The following is a 19,736-nucleotide window of genomic DNA, read 5'->3' as shown; positions in this document are numbered from 1 at the left end:
AAGTTTTATAACGAAGCGTAAAGCCACAAGTTAGTACAGCCAGTACGACTTGGTGCTACGAACAATCCTAAGAAAACTTTTGCTTGCCTACTTATCCATCTACAGGCCTAACAACAAACCCTGAAAGTAAAGGGCAAGTGGCCCTTGAGTGATTCTGTCCATTATGGCAACGATATTTACTGCATTGCAAGACGTACACGCGAGGATTCACGCTGCATGCACAGCCGCAGCGCGAAATAGCGGCGACGTTTCCCTGCTGGCTGTCAGTAAAACTTTTCCAAGCTGCGATATACGCGAGCTTTATGAATATGGTCAGCGTGCATTTGGAGAAAATTACGCGCAAGAATTAGCGTCTAAATATCAAGACCTTAAGGATTGCACAGATTTAGAATGGCACTTTATTGGCCCAATACAAAGTAATAAAACGCGGCTGATTGCTGAAAGTGCGGCATGGGTGCATACCATAGATCGCTTTAAAATTGCTGAACGACTTTCCGAGCAGCGTCCAAGCCATTTAGCGCCACTCAATATTTGCCTGCAAGTCAATGTTTCTGGCGAAAGCAGCAAATCTGGCGTCGCTCCCTCGCACTTGCTTGAATTGGCGCAACAAGTTGGTCACTTGCCTCGGCTGCAAATCCGTGGCTTGATGTGCATCCCCGAAGCAACTGAGAATCAAGCTTTATTGGCGGAACAGTTTGCCACCCTAGTGCAATTAAAAGAGCAACTCACCGCACAAGGCTTTACGCTGGACACCCTCTCGATGGGTATGTCGAATGATTTAGAATTAGCGATCGCCTCTGGATCGACTTTAGTTCGTGTTGGTAGCGCCATTTTTGGCGCCAGAACCTATCCATTAGGAAGCATATAACCATGAAAATAACTTATATCGGCGGCGGCAATATGGCTGCAGCCATGATAGGCGGTATGTTATCGCAAGGATTTACCGGCAATGAGATTCACGTCGTTGAGCCCGATGCCAATAAACGTCAGGAACTCAGCACGCAATACGGTATCAGCACCAGCGCACCGGATGAAGCGCTACCAGCAAGTCTAGCGATTGTGTTTGCGATCAAGCCACAACAGTTTCGCAGTGTGGCGGCTCAAGTTTTGCCGCAACTGAACGACGCGTTGGTGATCTCAATTGCCGCAGGCATTCGTGCCGAAACAATTTCTAAATGGCTAAATGGCTATGGCCGAATTATCCGTGTAATGCCCAATACGCCAGCGCTGGTACAAGCTGGTATTTCTGGCGTCTATGCCGCAGCAGATGTGACTGCTGACGACAAAGCATTAACTGAGCGGATTCTTGCCTCAATCGGTGAACAAGTTTGGGTTGATGAAGAAAGCCAAATCGATGGCATTACCGCCATTTCAGGTAGTGGTCCAGCGTATGTATTTTACTTTATGGAAGCGCTACAAGCCGCTGCAAAAGCACAAGGTTTCAATGCGGAAATTGCACAAAAACTGGCATATCAAACTTTTGCTGGTGCAGTGAAGTTAGCGATTCATAGCGAAGACGATGCCGGAACTTTGCAAGTGAAAGTAACGTCCAAAGGCGGTACCACTGAGCGCGCGATTAAAGCGCTCGAAACTAGCCAAGTCCGCACCACGATCATTGCCGCAGCGTCGGCAGCCGCCGCGCGTTCGCGTGAATTAGGTGATGAACTCGGACGTGATAGCGAGTAATCGCAAGGAGTGAATATGCTAAGTAGCGTGTTGGATTTTTTACTGCGCAATGTCTTGGATTTTTTTATCCTTTTACTCTTGGCGCGCTTTTATTTGCAAGCCGCCAAAGTATCGTTCCATCATCCAATAGGCCAATTTGTTTTAGCAATGACCAATTGGGCAGTGCTGCCCATCAGACGCCTAATACCGCCACTGAAAGGCTATGACAGCAGCAGTCTGGCGCTGGCTTGGCTATGCGCGCTGACCATGCACGCGATGCTGTTGGCGATTAGCCCGTGGCCGTTTAATTTCATGTCAGGCGAATCGATTCTGGCGCTGATTTTGATTGCGACGCTGGAATTATTCAAAATGTCGCTGTATCTCTTATTTGCCGCCGTCATTGGTCAAGCATTGATGAGCTGGCTCTCGCCCTACAATCCACTCATGCCAATTGTGAATGGATTAACCGCGCCTTTTTTGCGCCCCATTCAGAAAGTCATTCATCCGATTGGCGGCGTCGACATCACCCCATTTATTTTGATTTTACTCATTCAGCTCTTGCTGAATGTCTTTGTCGCCCAAATGGAACCCATCATCTTGCAACAAGTCGTGGTAACTGCGTAATGGCTCACAATCGTTGGTTTTCTCAATCTGGCAACGCATTCACTTTGCGGATTCATGTCCAAGCAAGCGGCAAAAAAACCGAGTGTCTTGGCTACTATGGCGATGCGCTCAAAATCCGTGTCGCGACACCGCCCGTCAGCAGCAAAATGAATTTATGTTTGGTGACGTGGCTCGCCGATCAATTTGGCGTGCGGCCACAGCAAGTGGGATTAGTGAGTGGTGAAAACACACAGAACAAAGTCTTCACCATCACAGGCAGCAAGGTATCGCCCGAAAAGCTAAATCCAGCTTAGCCTAGCGAGCAATACCCATTAGCGGTCAATACGCGGCGTATCGTCAATCGGATCAACCCGACGATACTCCGCATCAATAATCCCATCGTCAGCCTTTGGCTGGCCAATTGTGGATTTACTTTGCCATGGCAACAGTAAAATCAAGGCAATTACGTCACTGATTAATCCCGGAATAATCAATAAAATCGCCGCAATAAAGTAGCGCGCAATCCCAAGCAAACTATTAAGCCCCACTTGGCCTCGCCGCATATCGCCCATCACTTTGAGCCCCACCGCCAAACGATGATGGCGTAACATCAATACGCCCAAAGCAAATGAGACGATCACCCAGAGCATCGTCCAAGCACCGCCAATCGTATCGGCCAGCCAAATCAAAGACATCACCTCAAAAAACGGGTAAGCCAACAATAATCCAAATAAAAGGTAAGGCATGACAACAACTCCAACTGAAATATTCATTGTGTGGTGCAACTGTCCTGATGCAAACAGCGCGACCGCGCTGGCCTCAGGCTTAGTCAAAGAAAAACTCGCCGCCTGCGTGAACGTTTTGCCCGCAGTGCAATCTATCTACCATTGGGAAGATAGGCTAGAAACCGCCACCGAAGTTCCGTTGATGATTAAAACAACAGCGGCGGCGTATCCCAAATTAGAGGGATGGTTACAAACTCACCATCCCTATACAATCCCAGAGATTATCGCACTTCCTGTGACACAAGGCTTGCCTGCCTATATCGCCTGGGTGCACGACTCGATAGAGAAGATTTGAATGCAACGATTTTTAAGCTACCTACTGTTTCTGTTTATTGCGTTCGGCGCGCAAGCCGAAACGCAATTCTTGTCGCCTGAAAAAGCTTTCGTACCCAGCCTCAAGCAAATCGACGATCAAACCTTTGCAGCCAGCTTCACCGTTGCGCCCCAATACTATCTGTATCGCGACCGAATGAGCTTTAGTGCTGATGGCAAAAAGCTAGAAGCGGTGTTCCCCAAAGGTGAAATCAAAGACGATCCCAGCTTTGGTAAAGTCGAAGTCTACAAACATGACACGCAAATTCTGCTGAAATTCAAAGAGCCAGTCCCTAGCACGCAGAAAATCAACTTCAAATACCAAGGTTGTGCCGAAGCTGGAATTTGCTACCCGCCGCAAACGCAAACATTGCAAGCGGGTAAAAATTCACAAAACAATAGCATCAAAGATATTTTTGGCGCGAATAGCGCAGCTCCCGAGCCTTCCTCCATCGAACCCGATTATTTTTCTGGTGGCTTTCTCGGCACGCTAGGCGTGTTTTTTTTGGCCGGTATTGGCCTTGCGCTGACAGCTTGCATGTATCCGCTGATTCCCATTGTGTCCGGCATTGTCATCGGGCATAACGCCAAGCAAGTCAAACCACGCCGCTGGCAAGCCTTTGGCCTCACGTTCGTTTACGTGCAAGGCATGGCGCTGGCCTACACGGCGCTGGGCATTGCCGCCGCCGCAACGGGTACTTTATTGGTCGTCGTGTTGCAGCAACCCTGGGTGATCGCCACATTTGCGCTGTTTTTTGTCGTCATGGCGCTGGCGATGCTCGGCGTATTTCATTTGCAGCTGCCGCAAGGCCCGCATAATTTCATCAATAATCTAGCCAATCGCCTGCCAGGTGGGCGCTGGATTTCAGTGTTTGTGATGGGTATTTTATCCGCGCTGCTGGTGGGCCCATGCATCGCGCCACCACTGGCTGCGGCCTTGGCTTATTTGGGCAAAACAGGCGATCTGATTTTGGGCGGCAGCGCACTCTACGTGATGGCGCTCGGCCTTGGCGTGCCCTTGCTGTTGATCGGCGCATTTGGTTCAACGATTTTGCCGCGACTCTCTGGTCGAGTGATGCAAGGCATAAAACTATTTTTTGGTATCGTGCTGCTGGCGATGGCAGTGTGGGTGTCTCGCCCGCTGTGGGCGCCCTACTTCGCGCCAGCACAGCATGAACTGAGCTTTCAGAATATCAACTCATCGGCCCAACTCGACCAAGCACTACTCGCGGCACGCGGCAAAACCGTGATGCTCGATTTTTACGCCGATTGGTGCGTCGCCTGCGTTGAATTTGAACGCGAAACTTTGAGCGATAAACAAGTTCAAACAGCGCTGAAAGACATCGTCTTGATCCGCGCAGATGTGACGCAGAACACAGCAGCAGACGCCGCCCTACTCGCTCGATTTGCGCTGTATGGCCCGCCCGCGCTGATTTTTTATTCGCCAAACGGCCAAGAATTAAAACCCCGCGTCATTGGTTTTCAAAATCCGAGCGAATTTCTCAAAACGCTAAAACTAATTGAACAGGCGCAACCATGAAAAAACTAATCCTCGCCGCCAGCCTGATGGCGCTCGCAAATTTGGCACAGGCTGCCGATTTTATGGCCGCCAGCTTTAACGATTTAGCCGGCAAGCCGCAGGCCATCAAGCAATGGCAGGGTAAACCGCTAGTGGTGAATTACTGGGCAACGTGGTGTGGGCCGTGCCGACAAGAAATGCCAGAATTAGTCGAATTACAGAAGAAGTATCAGGGCAAAGTACAGTTCATCGGTATTGCAATTGATGATGTCGCACCCGTCAGCACTTTTGTAAAGCAATACAAAGTGAACTTTCCCACTCTGATTGGCGGCAATAGCGCAATGGAGATGATGCGCGCGCAAGGCAATGTGCAAGGCGGCCTGCCCTTTACCGTCATTTTCGACGCCAAGGGAAATCTAATTGCAAAGGAATTGGGAAGGCTGAGCAAGGAAAAACTAGACGGTCAGCTTAAAGCGCTAACCAAGTAGGTATATCAACGTAGCCATTGCTGATCAATGGCTACAAGCCAATACCCTAAAATCCGCAGAACACGTCGCGCATCATCGCGACGACTTCTAAAGTGCGCTGATCGCCAACACGGTAAAACACGCGGTTCGCATCTTTACGTGTACGCAGCACGCCTTTCTCGCGCATCAGCGCCAAATGCTGAGAGATATTCGATTGCGTCGTTCCTACGCGTTCCACGATATCTTGCACGCTGACTTCTTGATCGGCTAGCACACATAAAATTTTCAAACGCAGCGGGTGCGACATGGCCTTCATCGCGCGGGAGGCTTGATCAATGTGCTCGTCGTCCATTAGTGCAATAGAATCCATCATGTCTCTTATCTTTTTTCTTTAAATCTAATTTTATTTTTTCTGCTTTCAATCAGCAAAAAGACTAAACGACCACGGCATGATACCGGCTTAGGTTAGAATACTACATATAATTGAAATTGATTCCAACCGAACTCACAGATTAAATTACGCGCCACGCGATTTCACCCTTTCTACTTCAGCCTCAAGGACCGAGATATGACGCAAGCAATCACGCCTGTTTTACTTTTAATTTTGGATGGTTTTGGTTACCGCACTGGCGGCAATGACAATGCCATTTTACACGCCCGCAAGCATCATTTCGACCGCCTTTTCAGCCAATACCCATTTACGACCATCAATGCTTCTGAGCAATTCGTTGGCTTGCCAGCGGGTCAATTTGGTAATTCTGAAGTCGGCCACCTGAATATTGGCGCAGGTCGCATCGTGCAACAAGACATCAGCCGAATTGATTGTGATGTAGCCGACAATACACTGAAAGACAATCCAGTGCTTAAAGCAGCGATTGATTCCGCCAAAAACAGCGGCAAAGCTTTGCATATTATGGGCTTGATGTCCGATGGTGGTGTGCACTGTCACGAAGCGCATGTGTTTGCGCTGATTAAAGCCGCACATGAGGCGGGCGTGAGCGATATTCGCGTGCATGCCTTCTTGGACGGCCGCGACACGCCACCACGCAGCGCAGAACGCTATATCGACAAGCTGCAAGCCGTTTGCGACGCCAATGGCGCGAAAATCGTCGGCATCGTCGGTCGCTACTGGGCGATGGACCGCGACAACCGTTGGGAGCGCGTAGAGCCAGCCTACAAACTCATCGTTGATGGCATCGGACTGTACAGCGCCCCAACCGCGATCGAAGGCTTGGAAGACGCGTATAAACGTGATGAAAACGACGAATTCGTTTCTGCCACCGTGATTGGCGAGCCTACGCAAATGAGTGATGGCGATGCGGTGATCTTTATGAATTTCCGCGCCGACCGTGCACGTCAACTCACCAGCGCCCTCACTACGACAGGTTTCAGCAGCTTTGAACATCCACAACGCCAACCGGCGTTTGGCTACTTCTGCACCGCCACCGATTACGGCTCAGCCTACAATCACCCCGTCGCCTACACCAAGCCGAAAGTACAAAACGGCTTTGGTGAATACGTCGCGAGTTTGGGCTTGAAGCAATTACGGATTGCCGAAACTGAAAAATATCCTCACGTCACCTACTTCCTGTCGGGCGGTGAAGAAAGCGAATACGCCGGTGAAGATCGTATTTTGGTGCCATCGCCAAAAGTAGCCACTTACGATTTGAAACCTGAAATGTCAGCACACGAAGTGACCGATAAACTCATCGCTGCCATCGAAAGCCGTCAATACGCCGCGATTATCTGTAACTACGCCAACGGCGATATGGTCGGCCATAGCGGGATTTTTGATGCTGCGGTCAAAGCCGTTGAAACACTCGACGAATGCGTAGGCAAAGTCGTTGCAGCGCAATTGGCGATTGGCGGCGAAGTCATCATTACCGCCGATCATGGCAATTGCGAAATGATGTTCGACAAAGACTCAGGCCAAGCGCATACGCAGCACACCACTGATCTCGTGCCATTTTGCTACGTGGGCCGTGAAGCACGTTTAGCACCGGCCGGCGCACTGCAAGACATTGCACCATCGTTACTGGCAATGATGGGCGTGGCGCAGCCTGCAGAAATGACAGGTACATCGTTGATTAAGTTTTTGTAAAAAAGTACCAAAAGCGATGTGATTCTCACTGAATCGCACCGCGAACCATACTAAGGGTTTAGTCGTCGCAACGATTCGCGTACAGTAGCGTTTCTAATGATTATTGATTCGAGTCGATTTTAGTGCTGCGACGACTACTCCCCCTCCTCCTGATGATCACCACTGGTATTTTTAATACCGCCTTAGCTGCGCCCCAAGCCAAAACGGCCAACACAGCGAGTGTTCCTGAGGCTAAACAAGCCGAACTGCAAGAGCTACGCGGGCAAATTAAGCAACTCCAGAAAGACCTATCCGCCAACGAATCGAATCGTTCGGAAGCCGCCGATGCGCTCAAAACTTCGGAAAGCTCAATTTCAGAAGCTAATCGCGTCCTGAATGAACTCGCAAACGAGAGGCAACTCACAGCCGCTGAACTCGCTAGTTTGCAGCAAGACATTAGCAATACTCGCCAACATATTCAGGCCAGCCAAAAACGCCTCAGCGAATTACTCAAAAGCCGTTATAAAACGGGTAATACCGAAGCATGGCGCTTGCTGCTGAATCAAAAAGATCCAGGCCAAGCGGGTCGCGATCTGAGCTATTACCGCTACATTGCAAAATCGCAGCAAGATATTGCTAAAAAACTAGAGGGCCAGCTTAGCGAGCTCAATCTTCTGGCGGATGCGATTCAAGAAAAAAATGACCGCTTACAAGAAATCGCCAATAACAAGCAACGCCAGCGCCAAGAGCTCGTATCGCAACAGCAAGAGAAAAAAGAGCTGCTGAGCGAGCTATCACAAACGATTAGCACGCAGCGCAATCAAATCCAAAAGCTCGCTGCCGATGAAAAACGCGTAACGCAGCTGATTGACCGCCTTAATGCGATCATCAAACAGCAAGAAATCGCACGTGCTCGAGAAGCCGCGAAACAAAAACAAGCGGAGAAACAAGCCGCAGAAAAACGTGCAGCAGCGCAAGCCAAAGCCAAATTAGAACGCGCAGCACGCCAAGCCAAATTAGAACAAGCCGCCAAGTCAGCGGGAAAACCTGCACCAAGCGCACCACCAGAACCAAAAGAAGAATCAGCCCCAACACCAAGTGGCGTAAATAATACCGTGCCGGACGCCAGCCAAGCTGGCGCGAGCTTTGTATCGCTCAAAGGAAAGATGCGCTTACCCGCCAAAGGCGAAATCATTGGCCGCTTTGGCGCTGCACGCGGTGAAGGTGGCACTTGGAAAGGCCTATTTATCCGCACCAATACCGGCGAATCGGTGCATGCCGTGGCCTCAGGGCGAATTGTCTTTGCCGATTGGTTACGCGGCTTTGGTAATTTGATGATTGTCGATCATGGTGGCGGCTATATGAGCCTTTACGGCGCAAATGAAAGCCTGTTGAAACGGGTAGGCGATACAGTTAAAGCCGGTGACAATATTGCCAACGCGGGCAATAGCGGCGGAATGGCAGATTCCGGCGTATACTTTGAAATACGCCAAAACAGCCGCCCGCTTGATCCGGCGGCATGGGTTAAATAAATTAATTACGCAAAAGTTTTCTTGCCGCAATTGATCTGATTGCCATAAAACTTTTGCATGCAGTCAATGAATTAGGCCACTAAAGCCTTAACGATTACATACAGGATATAAACGGATGTCGAATAAAGCCTACAGTCGCTGGAAAAAAGTCAGCCTCATTGCTGCCGGCGCTGGACTCGGTGTCGCCATTAGTCTGTCATTTAATGCGACAGCCGATAAAGAAACGGTCAGCAATCCGCTACCGATTGATGAATTGCGTGCATTTTCAACCGTATTTGGCGTCATCAAGCAAAGCTATGTCGAGCCTGTGGATGACAAAAAACTCATCAACGAAGCCATCAAAGGCATGGTAGCGGGTCTTGATCCGCACTCGTCTTACCTTGATGAAGAAGCGTTCAAAGAACTCAAAGTGAATACCCAAGGCGAGTTCGGTGGACTCGGAATAGAAGTTAATATGGAAGACGGCCTTGTTCGCGTCGTTTCGCCGATTGAAGATTCTCCTGCCTATCGTGCTGGTGTGAAAGCCGGTGACTTTATTGTCAAAATTGGTGATGTTCAAGTTCAAGGCTTAACGCTCAATGAAGCCGTGTCGAAAATGCGCGGTAAAGTGGGTGAGCCAGTAACGTTGACTTTACTGCGTAAAGGCGAAGGCAAACCAATTGTGATTACGCTCAAACGCGCAATCATCAAAGTGCAATCGGTGAAATTCAAACTGGCCGAACCCGGTTACGGCTATATCCGCGTGACGCAGTTCCAAGAGCACACCTCTGAAAAACTCGGCGAAGCCATTGAAGCGCTGTACAAAGAAAACAAAGCGCCACTCAAAGGCATCGTGCTTGATTTGCGTAATGATCCGGGTGGTTTGCTCGATGGTGCAGTCGGCGTCTCTGCCGCATTCTTACCTAAAGATGCGCTAGTCGTGTACACCGAAGGCCGTGTTGCCGATTCGAAAATCAAGCTCACAGCGAATCCGCAATATTACCAACGCGATAGCAAAAAAGACTTCTTTAAAAACCTGCCACCGGAAGTGAAGACCGTTCCGCTGGTTGTCTTGGTCAATAGTGGCTCAGCCTCTGCATCTGAAATTGTCGCTGGTGCGCTGCAAGATCACAAACGCGCTTTGGTCGTCGGTACGCAAACCTTCGGTAAAGGCTCGGTACAAACGATTCTGCCAATTGACGCGAAGAGCGCCTTGAAATTAACGACTGCTAGGTATTTCACGCCAGCCGGCAGGTCTATTCAAGCCAAGGGCATTACCCCTGATATTATCGTTGAAGACGCAACGCTCAGCGGTAAAGAAGACAATGGATTCCGCCTGCGTGAAGCCGATTTGGGCAAGCATTTGGATAATCCAACGGATAAAGACGCCGGCAAAGTAGCGGCAACGCCAGCGCCAGTTAAAGTTGAAACTAAAAAACCAGCCAAAACTAATGCCAGCGCTGCTGAGGCCGATGAAAATCCGCGTGAATTGGTATCTAAGTCAGACTACCAATTGCAACAAGCGATTAGCGTGCTCAAAGTTCAGCAACTGATGCTCAACAAAGACAAGCCAAGCATCAAATAAACATCTGTAGCACCAAAAATGCCGCTCTCTTTAAGGGCGGCATTTTTTATGTCTTTCTTAATTCCAAACGTAAAAATGCCCCGTCGTTCAGTACGGGGCATAGTGTCTTGCTGCGTGTTCAATCGCGTTCCAACAGAAATAATAATAACGTTTAACGTGTTTTCTAACTTTGCATTTATACCCAATTCAGCGTGTATTTTTTCATATAAGCCACGAGATAAACTGAAATAGCCATTACTCAGCGATAGCACCGACGTAAAAATGCCCCATTGTTCAGGATGGGGCATTCGGTGGTTCTCTCGTCTGGTAGCGTGTTCAAGGCGCGTTCCATAGAAGTGATAATACGTGCACTTTTAAAACAATTCGTTGTACTTTTACCACTAAAAAACAAAAAGTCTTTACACGGATAATTTTACAAAAATATGCCATATAGTCAACACATCGAAAAAACCGATCCTCGCATAACTGATTATTAAAAATACATTATGATGACAGCACAGTTACTTTTAGGCGTGCGCTATGCTGCGGTTTTTCTTATTTTTAATCGGTTTTGCTTTCGGCTGGAGTATTTATGAATGGCCTTCTGCCCTAATTTTAGGTGCGATTGGTGGCATCATTGGGCATTTAATCGATAGCCAAAATCGCAGTAAACCGCCAGCCGCCAGTAACACAGCCGGCGCCCCGCTCTCTTTACATCAACAATTGATACAACTACAAAACCGCGTGCAACGCTTAGAACAAGAAGTTCAAGCGCTGCGCACAGGGCAAGCGAGCAGCGATGCGCCAAGTGAAGTATCTGCCAGCGAAACCATCCGCCCTGCTGTCGTATCGCCCTCGCTCATTAGCAGCACGCCCATCACAACATCAGTTACAGAAACCACTACAACCCCAACCATCACAACACCTGCAACACCTGCAACACCTGCAACACCTCGTCCTCAGCCTCGCCCAACAACCATCACCACACCTAGCCAACCCGACGTTTTGGAAGAGCTGTTTTGCAAAGCCAAAGCATGGCTATTGGGTGGCAATACCGTCGTGCGCGTTGGGATCTTGATTTTATTTTTCGGCGTAGGCTTTTTACTGAAATACGCCGCTGATAACAGCATGTTGCCGATTGAATACCGCCTGACTGGCCTTGCGCTGGGCGCGATGGCTTTATTGGTGATCGGCTGGCGACTGCGCAGCAAAAAATCAGATTACGCACTGATATTGCAGGGCGGCGGCATCGGTGTGCTGTATATGACGATATTCGGCGCGCTCAAACTGTATCAATTGCTGCCCGCGGGTTTAGCACTGGGTTTATTGGTCGCCATTGGCATTTTCTCAGCCACATTAGCAATTCTACAAAACGCACGCTCTTTAGCGGTGATGGGCATTATTGGCGGCTTTTTAGCGCCTATCCTCACGTCGACTGGCGGCGGCAACCATGTGATGCTGTTTAGCTATTACGCGATTTTAAACTCTGGCATTTTTGGTATGGCATGGTTTAAAGCGTGGCGACCACTCAATTTATTAGGCTTTGTTTTCACTTTTTCGATTGCGACATTCTGGGGGGCGCTGTCTTATCATCCCGATCTACTCGCTAGCACCCTGCCTTTCCTCATTTTATTTTTCTTATTTTATGTTGGCATCAGCGTGCTCTATGCGCTACGCCAAAGCTGTGAAATCAAATCGCCCGTCGATGGCACTTTAGTTTTTGGCACACCGATGGTTTGCTTTGCGCTGCAAGCCAAATTGATGCAAGGCATTGAATATGGCCTCGCGTATTCCGCCGTCCTTATGGCGCTGTTTTACTTAGGACTGGGATTATTTTTAATCCGCCAACACAATCCACGCTTGAAACTCATACTCGAATCCTTGCTCGCGCTGGGAATTATCTTTGCCACGTTGGCAATTCCACTGGCGTTCGATGGCAAGGTCAGCGCTGCAATTTGGGCGCTCGAAGGCGCTGGCGTAGTTTGGGTCAGCTTGCGCCAGCAGCGCCGTTTGGCGCTGAGCTTTGGTCTCGTTTTACAATTTTTAGCTGGGCTCGGCTTTTTAGCGAACAATCATCACGACGCCATTACGCCCATTTTAAATGGCAACTATATCGGCAGCCTGATGTTGGCACTGGCGGGTCTGTTTTGTGGCTGGCAACTGCACAAAGTTCGCAATGATTTTTGGCTACGCTATCAAGACACATTGCACAGCGCAGGCTGGATTCTCGCCACTTGGGGTTTGCTATGGTGGGTCGGCGGCAACGCCAATGAAATCCAATATTTTATCGATTGGCCGCAGCGTAATCTCGCCTTTGTCGTTCTAGCCGTCATCACCAGCGGTGTGTTTAGTGTGATTTGGCAGCGAGGCTGGTGGCTAGCCGCACGTTGGCCAACGCAAGCATTGCCGATTGTTTTAGCGCTACTGGCTCTCGATCCATCCAGTTTCTTCTTGAACAATCTGATTTGGCCCATCGCCATCGCCGTAAATTACTGGCTGCTCCATCGCCACGATGATGAAGAACAAAGCATATTAAGTGAAACGCTACACCTTATTAGCTTATGGCTAATAATGGGTATATTCGCCCATGACTTTAATCTATTAGTTTTGAAGCATATACCCGAAGGGGTTTGGTCACTCACTGCATGGCCATTGGCGCTTAGCGCGGCGATTTTCTTGCTGCTCAAATTGGGTGATTTATGGCCTGTTGCCGATTACCGCCGTGTTTATTGGGGAATCGGCCCATTGCCGGTGTGTGCCTTTTTGTACTTGTGGGGAATTTACAGCGCACAAGCCGATGGCAATATGGCACCGCTGCCTTATTTGCCACTACTGAATCCCATCGACATTATGCAATGGCTCACGCTGGGGATTTTGGCACTATGGTTAGTGCGTATCAAAGATGAATGGCCTGATTTTGCTTGGCCTAATACCTTGATTTTTGCTGCGACAGGGGGAACTATCTTTGTGTGGCTGAACGCCGTCTTGCTGCGCACGCTGCATCACACTCAGCACATTGCTTACCAAATCGATGCGCTGGCCGACTCGATGTTAGTGCAAATGAGTTTAACGATTTTCTGGACGCTGATCGCCTTAGCACTGATGCTCGCCGCAACACGCAGGATTGAGCGCGCCTTGTGGCTGGTCGGGGCGGCACTGCTTGGCGTTGTTGTCGTTAAACTATTTATCTTTGATTTATCGCGAATTAGCGGCATTGAGCGGATTATTGCGTTTATTGGCGTCGGTGTCTTACTGCTGCTGATCGGCTATTTTTCGCCACTCCCACCACGCGATGTTGCGCCTTCCGAGGAATAATCATGCGTCTTTGGCTTCTAGTGGGGCTGCTCAGTTCTGCGGCTTGGGGCAATCCTAAGCCTGCTGATTTCAATTACAGCCAAGCTTTAATCACGCCCAGCGGCAGCGCGCAATATCAGCTGAGCCTGCCGCTGAACGTCTATCAACACAGCCAGCGCAGCGACATCGGTGATTTGCGTGTATTTAATGCTGCTGGCGAATTGGTGCCCTACGCATTACGCACACCGCCCGCGCTGGCACCGACACAACACTCAGTCTCACTGCCATTTTTTCCACAAACTGAGCTACAAAATACCGCCGGCAGCAGCACGCAAATTCAGCGCAATTCTGACGGTAGCTTGGTGCAAATCACACAGCAAGCGCTGCAAAAAAACATCGTCAGTTTCCTCGTTGATGCCAGCAAAATCAAAGCGCCACTCAGCAGCATCACCTTTGCTTGGCAAAATCCCGAATACAGCGGCACGGTGGTCATTGAAGCCAGCGATGATTTACAGCGATGGCACGAATTGCAACGCGGTAATGTGCTGAGCTTGCAATATCAAGACCAACAGCTAGCACAGCAAACGCTGACCTTGCCGAAAAGTAAGGCCAAATATTTGCGCCTAAGCTGGCCAGATGGCGCACCGCAACTACACTCCGTCCAAGTAGGTTTACTCAATGGCCAAGTTGCAGCGCAGCATGAATGGCAAAGCGTGGGCATCAGCAAGTCCAAACAAGACGCACTGCTTTTCAACACGCTCACCGCCACGCCTGTTGATCAAATGCGCATCACCCTGCCCGAAGTGAATACCGTGGTGCGGGCACAACTCTATTCTCGCCCGCGCTCTGACGCGGCATGGCAATCGCGCTGGCAAGGTGTGCTGTATCGACTGGTGCGCAATAAAGCCGAGCTTAATAATACCCCCGCCATGTTTAGCCCGAACAGCCATACTCAATGGAAGCTACAGCTCGATACCCAAGGTGGTGGCCTAGGATCAGGCCAGGCCAAAATTGAAATGGGCTGGATTCCGAGTACCTTGTTATTTGTTGCGCGCGGCAATCCGCCGTTTACGCTGGCCTACGGCAATAAAGCCATCAGTAGCGCCGCACAAAGCGAAGCTGATTTGCTGATTGATCCCGCCACACCGATTGGCGCCGCCAGTGCCGCCAGTGCCGCCAGCGCGATGGCCAACGCGACACCGCCGAGCGAAAGCGATCCTGCGCAGCAGAAAAAATGGCTACTCTGGGGCGCGTTGATTTTGGCTGTTGGTGTATTGGCCTTGATGGCACGCAGCCTAATACGCCAACTCAAACCGCCAGCGCCATAAAAAAAACCGCCGAAAGGCGGTTTTTTTAAAGCTACGCAAATTGAAGTTCTTTAATCGCACCACACCGACTTATAGCAATCGGTAAGCGACAAAGCACTTACTTAATTTGCATATCGTTTTTAACTGATTTCACGCCTTTCACAGTGCGAGTCACTTGCACCGCTTTAGCCGCTGCCGTTGGCGAGCTAACAAAGCCGCTCAATTGCACAGTACCTTTAAAGGTTTCAACGTTGATTTCAGCGACTTTAAGCGTTGGCTCATCCAAGATGGCGGCTTTTACTTTAGTGGTAATCACGCTGTCGTCAATATATTCGCCCGTGCCTTCTTGCTTGGCAGTCGATGAGCAACCGACCGCCGACAATAAAGCGACAGCAACGAAGGCGGCAGATAAAAATTTGCTAATGGGTTTCATAGTCATACTCCAAATGGGTCAGTATTTTTAGCCATTCACCGCATTCGTGCGGCAAATAGATCGTGTTGAAAACCTATTTTGGCGGTGTATTACGCGCTTCAAAGTCTTTGATTTTTTCTTCGGCCACGTCTTTAGAAATGCCGTAGGCTTCTTGCAATTGCCCCAGCAATTTTTCGCGCTGGCCTGCAATCACATCTAAATGGTCATCCGTTAGATTGCCCCATTCTTGCTGGATTTTGCCTTTCAATTGCAGCCAATTTCCTTCAACGATATCCCAGTTCATCGCGCCTACTCCTTTTCTATTTCGGCATGCCATTGACGATATTGCCAACGCAGCATCCGTATCACCGCCAATGTTTAGGGCGGCGGTTGTTCCACTGCAGCCAGATTAATCAATCCGAGCAATCAAAGTCTGTTCGTTGGCGCACAAAGCTGATGTTAACTTTCATTGAGTTGACTCTGCGTCTTAAGCGACTTGTGCGAGTTAACGCACAGACCTGTGATCTAGTCAGTATTAAGCTAGCGACAAGTCCAGTGCTGCACAGACCGCTACGGTTGCTTTAATTCATCTTGAATCGCACTGAGTGACTTTCTTCTTTACGGAGTTATTTTATGAAAATCCAATACCCTCAACGTCTACTTGCTTCCAGCATGGTCGCAGCCATGATTGCCATGGTGACGATCAGCGCCCCGGCCTTCGCAGAAACCGTTTCCCAAGAAATTGTTGAAGCCAAACAAGAAAGCCAAATCTGGACCACCTATGCGCTCAGCCCGTATTTGCGCGCCAATGATTTGAAAGTCAGCGTCAAAAGCGGTAAAGCCACCATCACCGGCCGCGTTGAAGACAGCGTCAATAAAGATCTCGCCAAACAAATCGCTTTGGGTGTGAGCGGAATTAAAGAAGTCGATAACCAAATTGTGGTGCAAGCCGATTATGTCGCGCCGCCCGCAACGACCACGCGCAGCTATGGTGAGGTGACTGACGATGCCTACATCACCGCAGCGATTAAATCCAAAATCATGTGGAGCAAGCAAACCGATGGTTTAAGCGCCACGGTCGACACCAACGCCGGCAAAGTGCTGCTGCGCGGTAGTGCCAAAACCGCCGAATCCAAAGCTGTTGCAGGCCGCTTGGCAATGACAACGCGTGGCGTAGTCGCGGTCGACAATCAATTGATCGTCGGCGGCACCAAGCTCAATGCCGCTGATACCGCCAAAAGCGCTGCACTTGATGCAGAGCGCAGCATTAGCGATAGCTGGATCACCGCGAAAGTGAAATCGACTTACTTGTATTCCAGCAATGTGGCGGGCTCTGACATCAACGTGAAAACACAAGGTGGCGTGGTGACTTTAAGCGGCAAAGTCACCAGCGGCGCAGAGCGTTCTTTAGCGATTGAATTGGCTAAAAACGTATTGGGCGTAAAAAGCGTAAAAGCGCAATCTCTGACTTTCTAAACTCAGTATGGCGCACCGCTCTAGGGCGGTGCGCCAATCACTGCATGATCGAGCCTGTATGCAAATTTCTTTATCTTCCCCGCCGATGAAAAAAGGCGGTTTTTTTAGTTATGGCAAGCACCGAGGAAATCTGAATACAAGGACGAACATGAATAATCTGATCGATGATTTTGCCAATGAATTTATAAAAAACCATCGCAATCTAAACGACAGCGAGCAGCAAGTGCTGCTGCGACTGCGGCAAAGAAGCCATATCAGCCGCAATACCAATACCGAGATGGATGAGGCATCAACAATCGGGCAAAAACTCGCGGATCGCATTGCGATTTTTGGTGGATCGTGGACGTTTATCCTGCTATTTATCGGTTTGCTGGTGCTGTGGATTGCCCTTAATACGTTGATTTTGACGCGTGGTGTTGATCCCTATCCCTTTGTATTTTTGAACCTGATTTTGTCGATGCTCGCCGCCTTACAAGCGCCGATTATCTTGATGTCGCAAAACCGCAGCGCCGCCAAAGATCGCGCCGCCGCGCAGCACGATTACGAAGTCAATCTGAAAGCCGAGCTGGAAGTGATGGCACTACACCAAAAAGTCGACGTCTTGCGCGAAACGCAATGGGCAGAATTGATCACGCTGCAACAGCAGCAAATTGCGCAGTTGACTCAGTTACTCAAGCAATCGACGGCCAGAACGAATCAATAATTGTTTTTTTCAATCGCGTCTGCGTAGTGATGTGGTGCTGAAATCAATTCCTGATTAGCTAAACAACTCAGTAGATCGTCATACCGGCGAAAGCCGGTATCCAGAGCGATGGTCAAATAAGCATTGCAGCTAGATTCCGGCTTTCGCCGGAATGACGAAATAGGGTTTGCCAAGATGATTCACTAACGAGTGATTAACGTTGATGGGCGCACAGCTTGGGCGAAGCGATAGACGTTGATCGGCTTGGCTAAAAATCATGGCTCAATCCATTAATCCCCCATCGCCTTGAGTTATTTCGCCCACCTCAATCTGCGTATAATGCTCGTTTTCGATAGCTGCGTTAAACTGCGTTTGAGCTACGGCTATCGGCCAATAGCGGAAGTTCAGCTCTGTAGCTTCAGTTTCGCTCCAACGATTATTATGCTTCACGATTCAATCGCATCGACTCAAATGTCAGGTAAGTCATATGCCAACAACCCGTTTCGAATTTATCGGAGATATTTCTGAAAATGGAGTGTCAATCACGGATGGAACTTTGGAAATATATGTCAATGAGTATGAAATAATGCTGCGCAACTACGTCAATGGCATGTTTCGTGGGAAGACACTTACCATCCACCCTTTTTCAGCCCGAATGTTTTCGGGGACAACATTTGATATGAAGAAAGATTATCAAATTAATATGGATGGAAATAGGCTAGGAAGTTATACAAATGGACCATTAGGCCACCCCGGTGACGGAGAGTTTGAAATCTACGATGTGCTTAATGTATCCATATCTGGGGCATTTCGGAACGAGGTGCTAGATATAGGAATACGGGCAAATACAAGCCGCGGAAAGGATGTTTGCTACATCGCCAAGGAGGAGTCCGAAGAGAAATACCAAGCACTTAGCGTCACAGCTCGATTCCTTGTCCCCAAAGATAACTTAGAGGCATTTTTTGGGCTTCTGCCGAGGAAAACTAACGGAACTAAATAATGACCGCTTTGGGTCGAGAGCTGCCAGCTATGTAGATAGCTGTTATTCCAGTGGCACTGATGGGTATCGTCAAAATATTGAATCCAGCTAATCGACCGTTCGCTCAAATTGCTTGGCGACAAAAGCCCAGATCATGCGTGATGCATCGGGGCCTTTGGGGTCGCTAAAAGGCTGGCTGGCGGCGCCACCACTCCATGCATGGCCAAGGCCGTCGACAACGCAGAGCGTTGCGATCAGATGACCCGCTTTTTTGTAATCGGTGATGGTTGCGGCATAACGCGCGCCGCGCTGTACAGTGCGCGATTTACCTGCTTTTGCACCCACTCGTTCACCCCAGCGCATGGCTGCTTCTTCCCCATTACTCAGTGCCACGATGTGATCAGCAGAACCGTGAATCACCAGCAGCGAGGGTAGTTGTGTACTGCGCGGGATGGGTGGCAATGGTGCCGGATTCACACTTTGGCCAAACATCGCTTTGATCGCACCGACCGATGAGTGAGCAACCCCCGGCGCGATGCCTGAATGCATGGCAATCGCAGCAAACCGCTTTGGGTGCTGCGTTGCGAGCAATACCGCCATACTGGCACCCGCAGAAAGGCCCGCGAGGGCGACTTTGTTGCGATCCACGGGCTGCGTCAGGCAAACCGTTTCGATGGCCGCAATAATTGAATTTTCTTCTGCCTGCGCTCTACCTGTTCGGGTGTCAAACCAGTTCCAGCAGCCTTGCAGATTCGACAAGCGATCTTGCTCAGGGTACAGCACAAAAAATCGCTCACGGGCGGCAATCTGATTCATGCGGCTACTGCTCGCCATCGCTTGTGCATCCTGACCGCAGCCGTGCAACATCACCAACAGCGGCAGCTGCTCATGGTGCTGAACACCCGGTGGTTTATAGAGTCGATAGCGCCTTGGGCCTGCCGTACCCATCGCGATGCCTGTCGTCCAGTTAGCCGAAACAGCAGTGGTTTTTTTACTGCGCGTTTTTTTGGCGGCGGGTGCAACACTCAAGGAATCTTTGATTGCTTTTGACGTGGCGCGCAGCGAAATTCGTGTCATTGC

At 49.6% G+C, this 19,736-nt stretch carries 23 protein-coding genes; 15 read left to right on the top strand and 8 right to left on the bottom strand.

The window, feature by feature from the left end; all coding sequences use genetic code 11:
• The first annotated feature begins 163 nt into the window (after positions 1-163).
• The 4 genes from Q320_RS0106995 to Q320_RS0106980 are packed head-to-tail and all read left to right on the top strand — an operon-like array spanning position 164 to position 2,582.
• Positions 164-868 carry a YggS family pyridoxal phosphate-dependent enzyme gene (locus tag Q320_RS0106995; protein ID WP_027468412.1) on the top strand — a complete coding sequence of 235 codons (705 nt, stop codon included), beginning with the start codon at positions 164-166 and terminating at the stop codon, positions 866-868.
• Positions 869-870: 2 nt separating this feature from the next.
• On the top strand, positions 871-1,686 hold the full coding sequence (proC, locus tag Q320_RS0106990; protein WP_027468411.1) for a pyrroline-5-carboxylate reductase: 816 nt from the start codon (positions 871-873) through the stop codon (positions 1,684-1,686).
• A 15-nt stretch (positions 1,687-1,701) separates the two neighbouring features.
• A complete protein-coding gene (locus Q320_RS0106985) occupies positions 1,702-2,289 on the top strand; it encodes a YggT family protein (protein ID WP_027468410.1) in 588 nt (195 codons plus the stop codon).
• The gene (locus tag Q320_RS0106980) at positions 2,289-2,582 is read left to right on the top strand and encodes a DUF167 domain-containing protein (RefSeq protein ID WP_027468409.1); all 294 of its coding nucleotides are present in this window, start codon (positions 2,289-2,291) and stop codon (positions 2,580-2,582) included. Before Q320_RS0106985 ends, Q320_RS0106980 begins: the two co-directional genes overlap by 1 nt.
• Positions 2,583-2,600: 18 nt before the next feature.
• Here Q320_RS0106980 and Q320_RS0106975 read toward each other — a convergent pair whose 3' ends face one another.
• The gene (locus Q320_RS0106975) at positions 2,601-3,014 is read right to left on the bottom strand and encodes an FxsA family protein (RefSeq protein ID WP_027468408.1); all 414 of its coding nucleotides are present in this window, start codon (positions 3,012-3,014) and stop codon (positions 2,601-2,603) included.
• Between Q320_RS0106975 and cutA the strand changes: the two genes are divergently transcribed.
• From cutA to Q320_RS18865, 3 genes are read left to right on the top strand one after another with little or no spacing between them, the layout of a single operon-like run.
• Positions 3,013-3,348: a divalent-cation tolerance protein CutA gene (gene cutA, locus Q320_RS0106970; RefSeq protein WP_027468407.1), complete on the top strand. Its 336-nt coding sequence runs from the start codon at positions 3,013-3,015 to the stop codon at positions 3,346-3,348. The genes Q320_RS0106975 and cutA overlap by 2 nt on opposite strands.
• Positions 3,349-4,905 carry a protein-disulfide reductase DsbD gene (gene dsbD, locus Q320_RS18870; RefSeq protein ID WP_051534548.1) on the top strand — a complete coding sequence of 519 codons (1,557 nt, stop codon included), beginning with the start codon at positions 3,349-3,351 and terminating at the stop codon, positions 4,903-4,905.
• Entirely contained in the window at positions 4,902-5,372 is a 471-nt protein-coding gene (locus tag Q320_RS18865; RefSeq protein ID WP_035852890.1) for a TlpA family protein disulfide reductase, read from the top strand. The genes dsbD and Q320_RS18865 overlap by 4 nt, the downstream gene beginning before the upstream one ends.
• A 46-nt stretch (positions 5,373-5,418) precedes the next feature.
• On the opposite strand, the gene Q320_RS0106955 is transcribed toward Q320_RS18865, so the two are convergent.
• Positions 5,419-5,724, bottom strand: coding sequence for an ArsR/SmtB family transcription factor (locus Q320_RS0106955; RefSeq protein ID WP_245590977.1), 306 nt, complete (start codon positions 5,722-5,724; stop codon positions 5,419-5,421).
• Positions 5,725-5,919: 195 nt separating this feature from the next.
• On the opposite strand from Q320_RS0106955, the gene gpmI reads away from it, so the two are divergent.
• From gpmI to Q320_RS0106940, 3 genes are all read left to right on the top strand, one after another.
• Positions 5,920-7,452, top strand: a complete 1,533-nt coding sequence (gpmI, locus tag Q320_RS0106950; protein WP_027468405.1) for a 2,3-bisphosphoglycerate-independent phosphoglycerate mutase — start codon at positions 5,920-5,922, stop codon at positions 7,450-7,452.
• A 122-nt stretch (positions 7,453-7,574) separates the two neighbouring features.
• Positions 7,575-8,963, top strand: coding sequence for a murein hydrolase activator EnvC family protein (locus Q320_RS0106945; RefSeq protein ID WP_156939010.1), 1,389 nt, complete (start codon positions 7,575-7,577; stop codon positions 8,961-8,963).
• A gap of 115 nt (positions 8,964-9,078) precedes the next feature.
• Positions 9,079-10,527, top strand: a complete 1,449-nt coding sequence (locus Q320_RS0106940) for a S41 family peptidase (protein WP_027468403.1) — start codon at positions 9,079-9,081, stop codon at positions 10,525-10,527.
• Here the strand turns inward: Q320_RS0106940 and Q320_RS21515 are convergent.
• Positions 10,485-10,814: a hypothetical protein gene (locus Q320_RS21515; protein ID WP_156939009.1), complete on the bottom strand. Its 330-nt coding sequence runs from the start codon at positions 10,812-10,814 to the stop codon at positions 10,485-10,487. The two genes, Q320_RS0106940 and Q320_RS21515, sit on opposite strands and share 43 nt — an antisense overlap.
• A 232-nt stretch (positions 10,815-11,046) precedes the next feature.
• On the opposite strand from Q320_RS21515, the gene Q320_RS0106935 reads away from it, so the two are divergent.
• Positions 11,047-13,821, top strand: coding sequence for a DUF2339 domain-containing protein (locus Q320_RS0106935; RefSeq protein ID WP_027468402.1), 2,775 nt, complete (start codon positions 11,047-11,049; stop codon positions 13,819-13,821).
• Between the two features lie 2 nt (positions 13,822-13,823).
• Positions 13,824-15,128 carry a DUF3999 domain-containing protein gene (locus tag Q320_RS0106930; protein ID WP_027468401.1) on the top strand — a complete coding sequence of 435 codons (1,305 nt, stop codon included), beginning with the start codon at positions 13,824-13,826 and terminating at the stop codon, positions 15,126-15,128.
• A gap of 97 nt (positions 15,129-15,225) precedes the next feature.
• Here the strand turns inward: Q320_RS0106930 and Q320_RS0106925 are convergent, their stop codons facing one another.
• Both Q320_RS0106925 and Q320_RS0106920 read right to left on the bottom strand, forming a co-directional pair.
• Entirely contained in the window at positions 15,226-15,540 is a 315-nt protein-coding gene (locus tag Q320_RS0106925; protein ID WP_027468400.1) for a BON domain-containing protein, read from the bottom strand.
• Between the two features lie 73 nt (positions 15,541-15,613).
• Positions 15,614-15,823 (bottom strand): CsbD family protein, encoded by a 210-nt coding sequence (locus tag Q320_RS0106920; RefSeq protein WP_027468399.1) that lies wholly within the window; start codon positions 15,821-15,823, stop codon positions 15,614-15,616.
• Positions 15,824-16,152: 329 nt separating this feature from the next.
• Between Q320_RS0106920 and Q320_RS0106915 the strand changes: the two genes are divergently transcribed.
• A complete protein-coding gene (locus Q320_RS0106915; RefSeq protein WP_027468398.1) occupies positions 16,153-16,995 on the top strand; it encodes a BON domain-containing protein in 843 nt (280 codons plus the stop codon).
• Between the two features lie 148 nt (positions 16,996-17,143).
• Positions 17,144-17,698 carry a DUF1003 domain-containing protein gene (locus Q320_RS0106910; RefSeq protein ID WP_051534546.1) on the top strand — a complete coding sequence of 185 codons (555 nt, stop codon included), beginning with the start codon at positions 17,144-17,146 and terminating at the stop codon, positions 17,696-17,698.
• A 129-nt stretch (positions 17,699-17,827) separates the two neighbouring features.
• Here Q320_RS0106910 and Q320_RS22120 read toward each other — a convergent pair whose 3' ends face one another.
• Together Q320_RS22120 and Q320_RS21510 are read right to left on the bottom strand one after the other, a co-directional pair.
• Positions 17,828-17,956 carry a hypothetical protein gene (locus Q320_RS22120; RefSeq protein ID WP_281174229.1) on the bottom strand — a complete coding sequence of 43 codons (129 nt, stop codon included), beginning with the start codon at positions 17,954-17,956 and terminating at the stop codon, positions 17,828-17,830.
• A gap of 3 nt (positions 17,957-17,959) precedes the next feature.
• Positions 17,960-18,127, bottom strand: coding sequence for a hypothetical protein (locus tag Q320_RS21510; RefSeq protein WP_156939008.1), 168 nt, complete (start codon positions 18,125-18,127; stop codon positions 17,960-17,962).
• A gap of 37 nt (positions 18,128-18,164) precedes the next feature.
• On the opposite strand from Q320_RS21510, the gene Q320_RS0106895 reads away from it, so the two are divergent.
• Positions 18,165-18,677: a hypothetical protein gene (locus Q320_RS0106895; protein ID WP_027468396.1), complete on the top strand. Its 513-nt coding sequence runs from the start codon at positions 18,165-18,167 to the stop codon at positions 18,675-18,677.
• 87 nt (positions 18,678-18,764) lie between these two features.
• Here the strand turns inward: Q320_RS0106895 and Q320_RS0106890 are convergent, their stop codons facing one another.
• Complete coding sequence (locus tag Q320_RS0106890) at positions 18,765-19,733, bottom strand: extracellular catalytic domain type 1 short-chain-length polyhydroxyalkanoate depolymerase (RefSeq protein ID WP_211251191.1); 969 nt, start codon at positions 19,731-19,733, stop codon at positions 18,765-18,767.
• Positions 19,734-19,736: the final 3 nt, after the last annotated feature.

Origin of the sequence: Deefgea rivuli DSM 18356, assembly GCF_000620145.1 — a bacterium.
GTDB classification, from domain to species: Bacteria; Pseudomonadota; Gammaproteobacteria; order Burkholderiales; family Chitinibacteraceae; genus Deefgea; species Deefgea rivuli.
The sequence above is the reverse complement of the archived record's forward strand: the minus strand, read 5'-3'. Positions and strand labels throughout refer to the sequence as shown.

Excerpts from the sequence above, each read along its gene's own strand:
- Q320_RS0106895 (WP_027468396.1), top strand. The coding sequence starts at position 18,165 with ATGCCAACAACCCGTTTCGAATTTATCGGAGATATTTCTGAAAATGGA.
- cutA (WP_027468407.1), top strand. The coding sequence starts at position 3,013 with ATGACAACAACTCCAACTGAAATATTCATTGTGTGGTGCAACTGTCCT.
- Q320_RS0106955 (WP_245590977.1), bottom strand. The coding sequence starts at position 5,724 with ATGATGGATTCTATTGCACTAATGGACGACGAGCACATTGATCAAGCC.
- Q320_RS21515 (WP_156939009.1), bottom strand. The coding sequence starts at position 10,814 with ATGCCCCATCCTGAACAATGGGGCATTTTTACGTCGGTGCTATCGCTG.
- Q320_RS0106925 (WP_027468400.1), bottom strand. The coding sequence starts at position 15,540 with ATGAAACCCATTAGCAAATTTTTATCTGCCGCCTTCGTTGCTGTCGCT.
- Q320_RS18865 (WP_035852890.1), top strand. The coding sequence starts at position 4,902 with ATGAAAAAACTAATCCTCGCCGCCAGCCTGATGGCGCTCGCAAATTTG.
- Q320_RS0106890 (WP_211251191.1), bottom strand. The coding sequence starts at position 19,733 with ATGACACGAATTTCGCTGCGCGCCACGTCAAAAGCAATCAAAGATTCC.
- Q320_RS0106985 (WP_027468410.1), top strand. The coding sequence starts at position 1,702 with ATGCTAAGTAGCGTGTTGGATTTTTTACTGCGCAATGTCTTGGATTTT.
- Q320_RS0106995 (WP_027468412.1), top strand. The coding sequence starts at position 164 with ATGGCAACGATATTTACTGCATTGCAAGACGTACACGCGAGGATTCAC.
- gpmI (WP_027468405.1), top strand. The coding sequence starts at position 5,920 with ATGACGCAAGCAATCACGCCTGTTTTACTTTTAATTTTGGATGGTTTT.
- dsbD (WP_051534548.1), top strand. The coding sequence starts at position 3,349 with ATGCAACGATTTTTAAGCTACCTACTGTTTCTGTTTATTGCGTTCGGC.
- Q320_RS22120 (WP_281174229.1), bottom strand. The coding sequence starts at position 17,956 with ATGATTTTTAGCCAAGCCGATCAACGTCTATCGCTTCGCCCAAGCTGT.
- Q320_RS0106980 (WP_027468409.1), top strand. The coding sequence starts at position 2,289 with ATGGCTCACAATCGTTGGTTTTCTCAATCTGGCAACGCATTCACTTTG.
- Q320_RS0106935 (WP_027468402.1), top strand. The coding sequence starts at position 11,047 with ATGCTGCGGTTTTTCTTATTTTTAATCGGTTTTGCTTTCGGCTGGAGT.
- Q320_RS0106910 (WP_051534546.1), top strand. The coding sequence starts at position 17,144 with ATGAATAATCTGATCGATGATTTTGCCAATGAATTTATAAAAAACCAT.
- Q320_RS0106915 (WP_027468398.1), top strand. The coding sequence starts at position 16,153 with ATGAAAATCCAATACCCTCAACGTCTACTTGCTTCCAGCATGGTCGCA.
- Q320_RS0106940 (WP_027468403.1), top strand. The coding sequence starts at position 9,079 with ATGTCGAATAAAGCCTACAGTCGCTGGAAAAAAGTCAGCCTCATTGCT.
- proC (WP_027468411.1), top strand. The coding sequence starts at position 871 with ATGAAAATAACTTATATCGGCGGCGGCAATATGGCTGCAGCCATGATA.
- Q320_RS0106920 (WP_027468399.1), bottom strand. The coding sequence starts at position 15,823 with ATGAACTGGGATATCGTTGAAGGAAATTGGCTGCAATTGAAAGGCAAA.
- Q320_RS0106975 (WP_027468408.1), bottom strand. The coding sequence starts at position 3,014 with ATGCCTTACCTTTTATTTGGATTATTGTTGGCTTACCCGTTTTTTGAG.
- Q320_RS0106930 (WP_027468401.1), top strand. The coding sequence starts at position 13,824 with ATGCGTCTTTGGCTTCTAGTGGGGCTGCTCAGTTCTGCGGCTTGGGGC.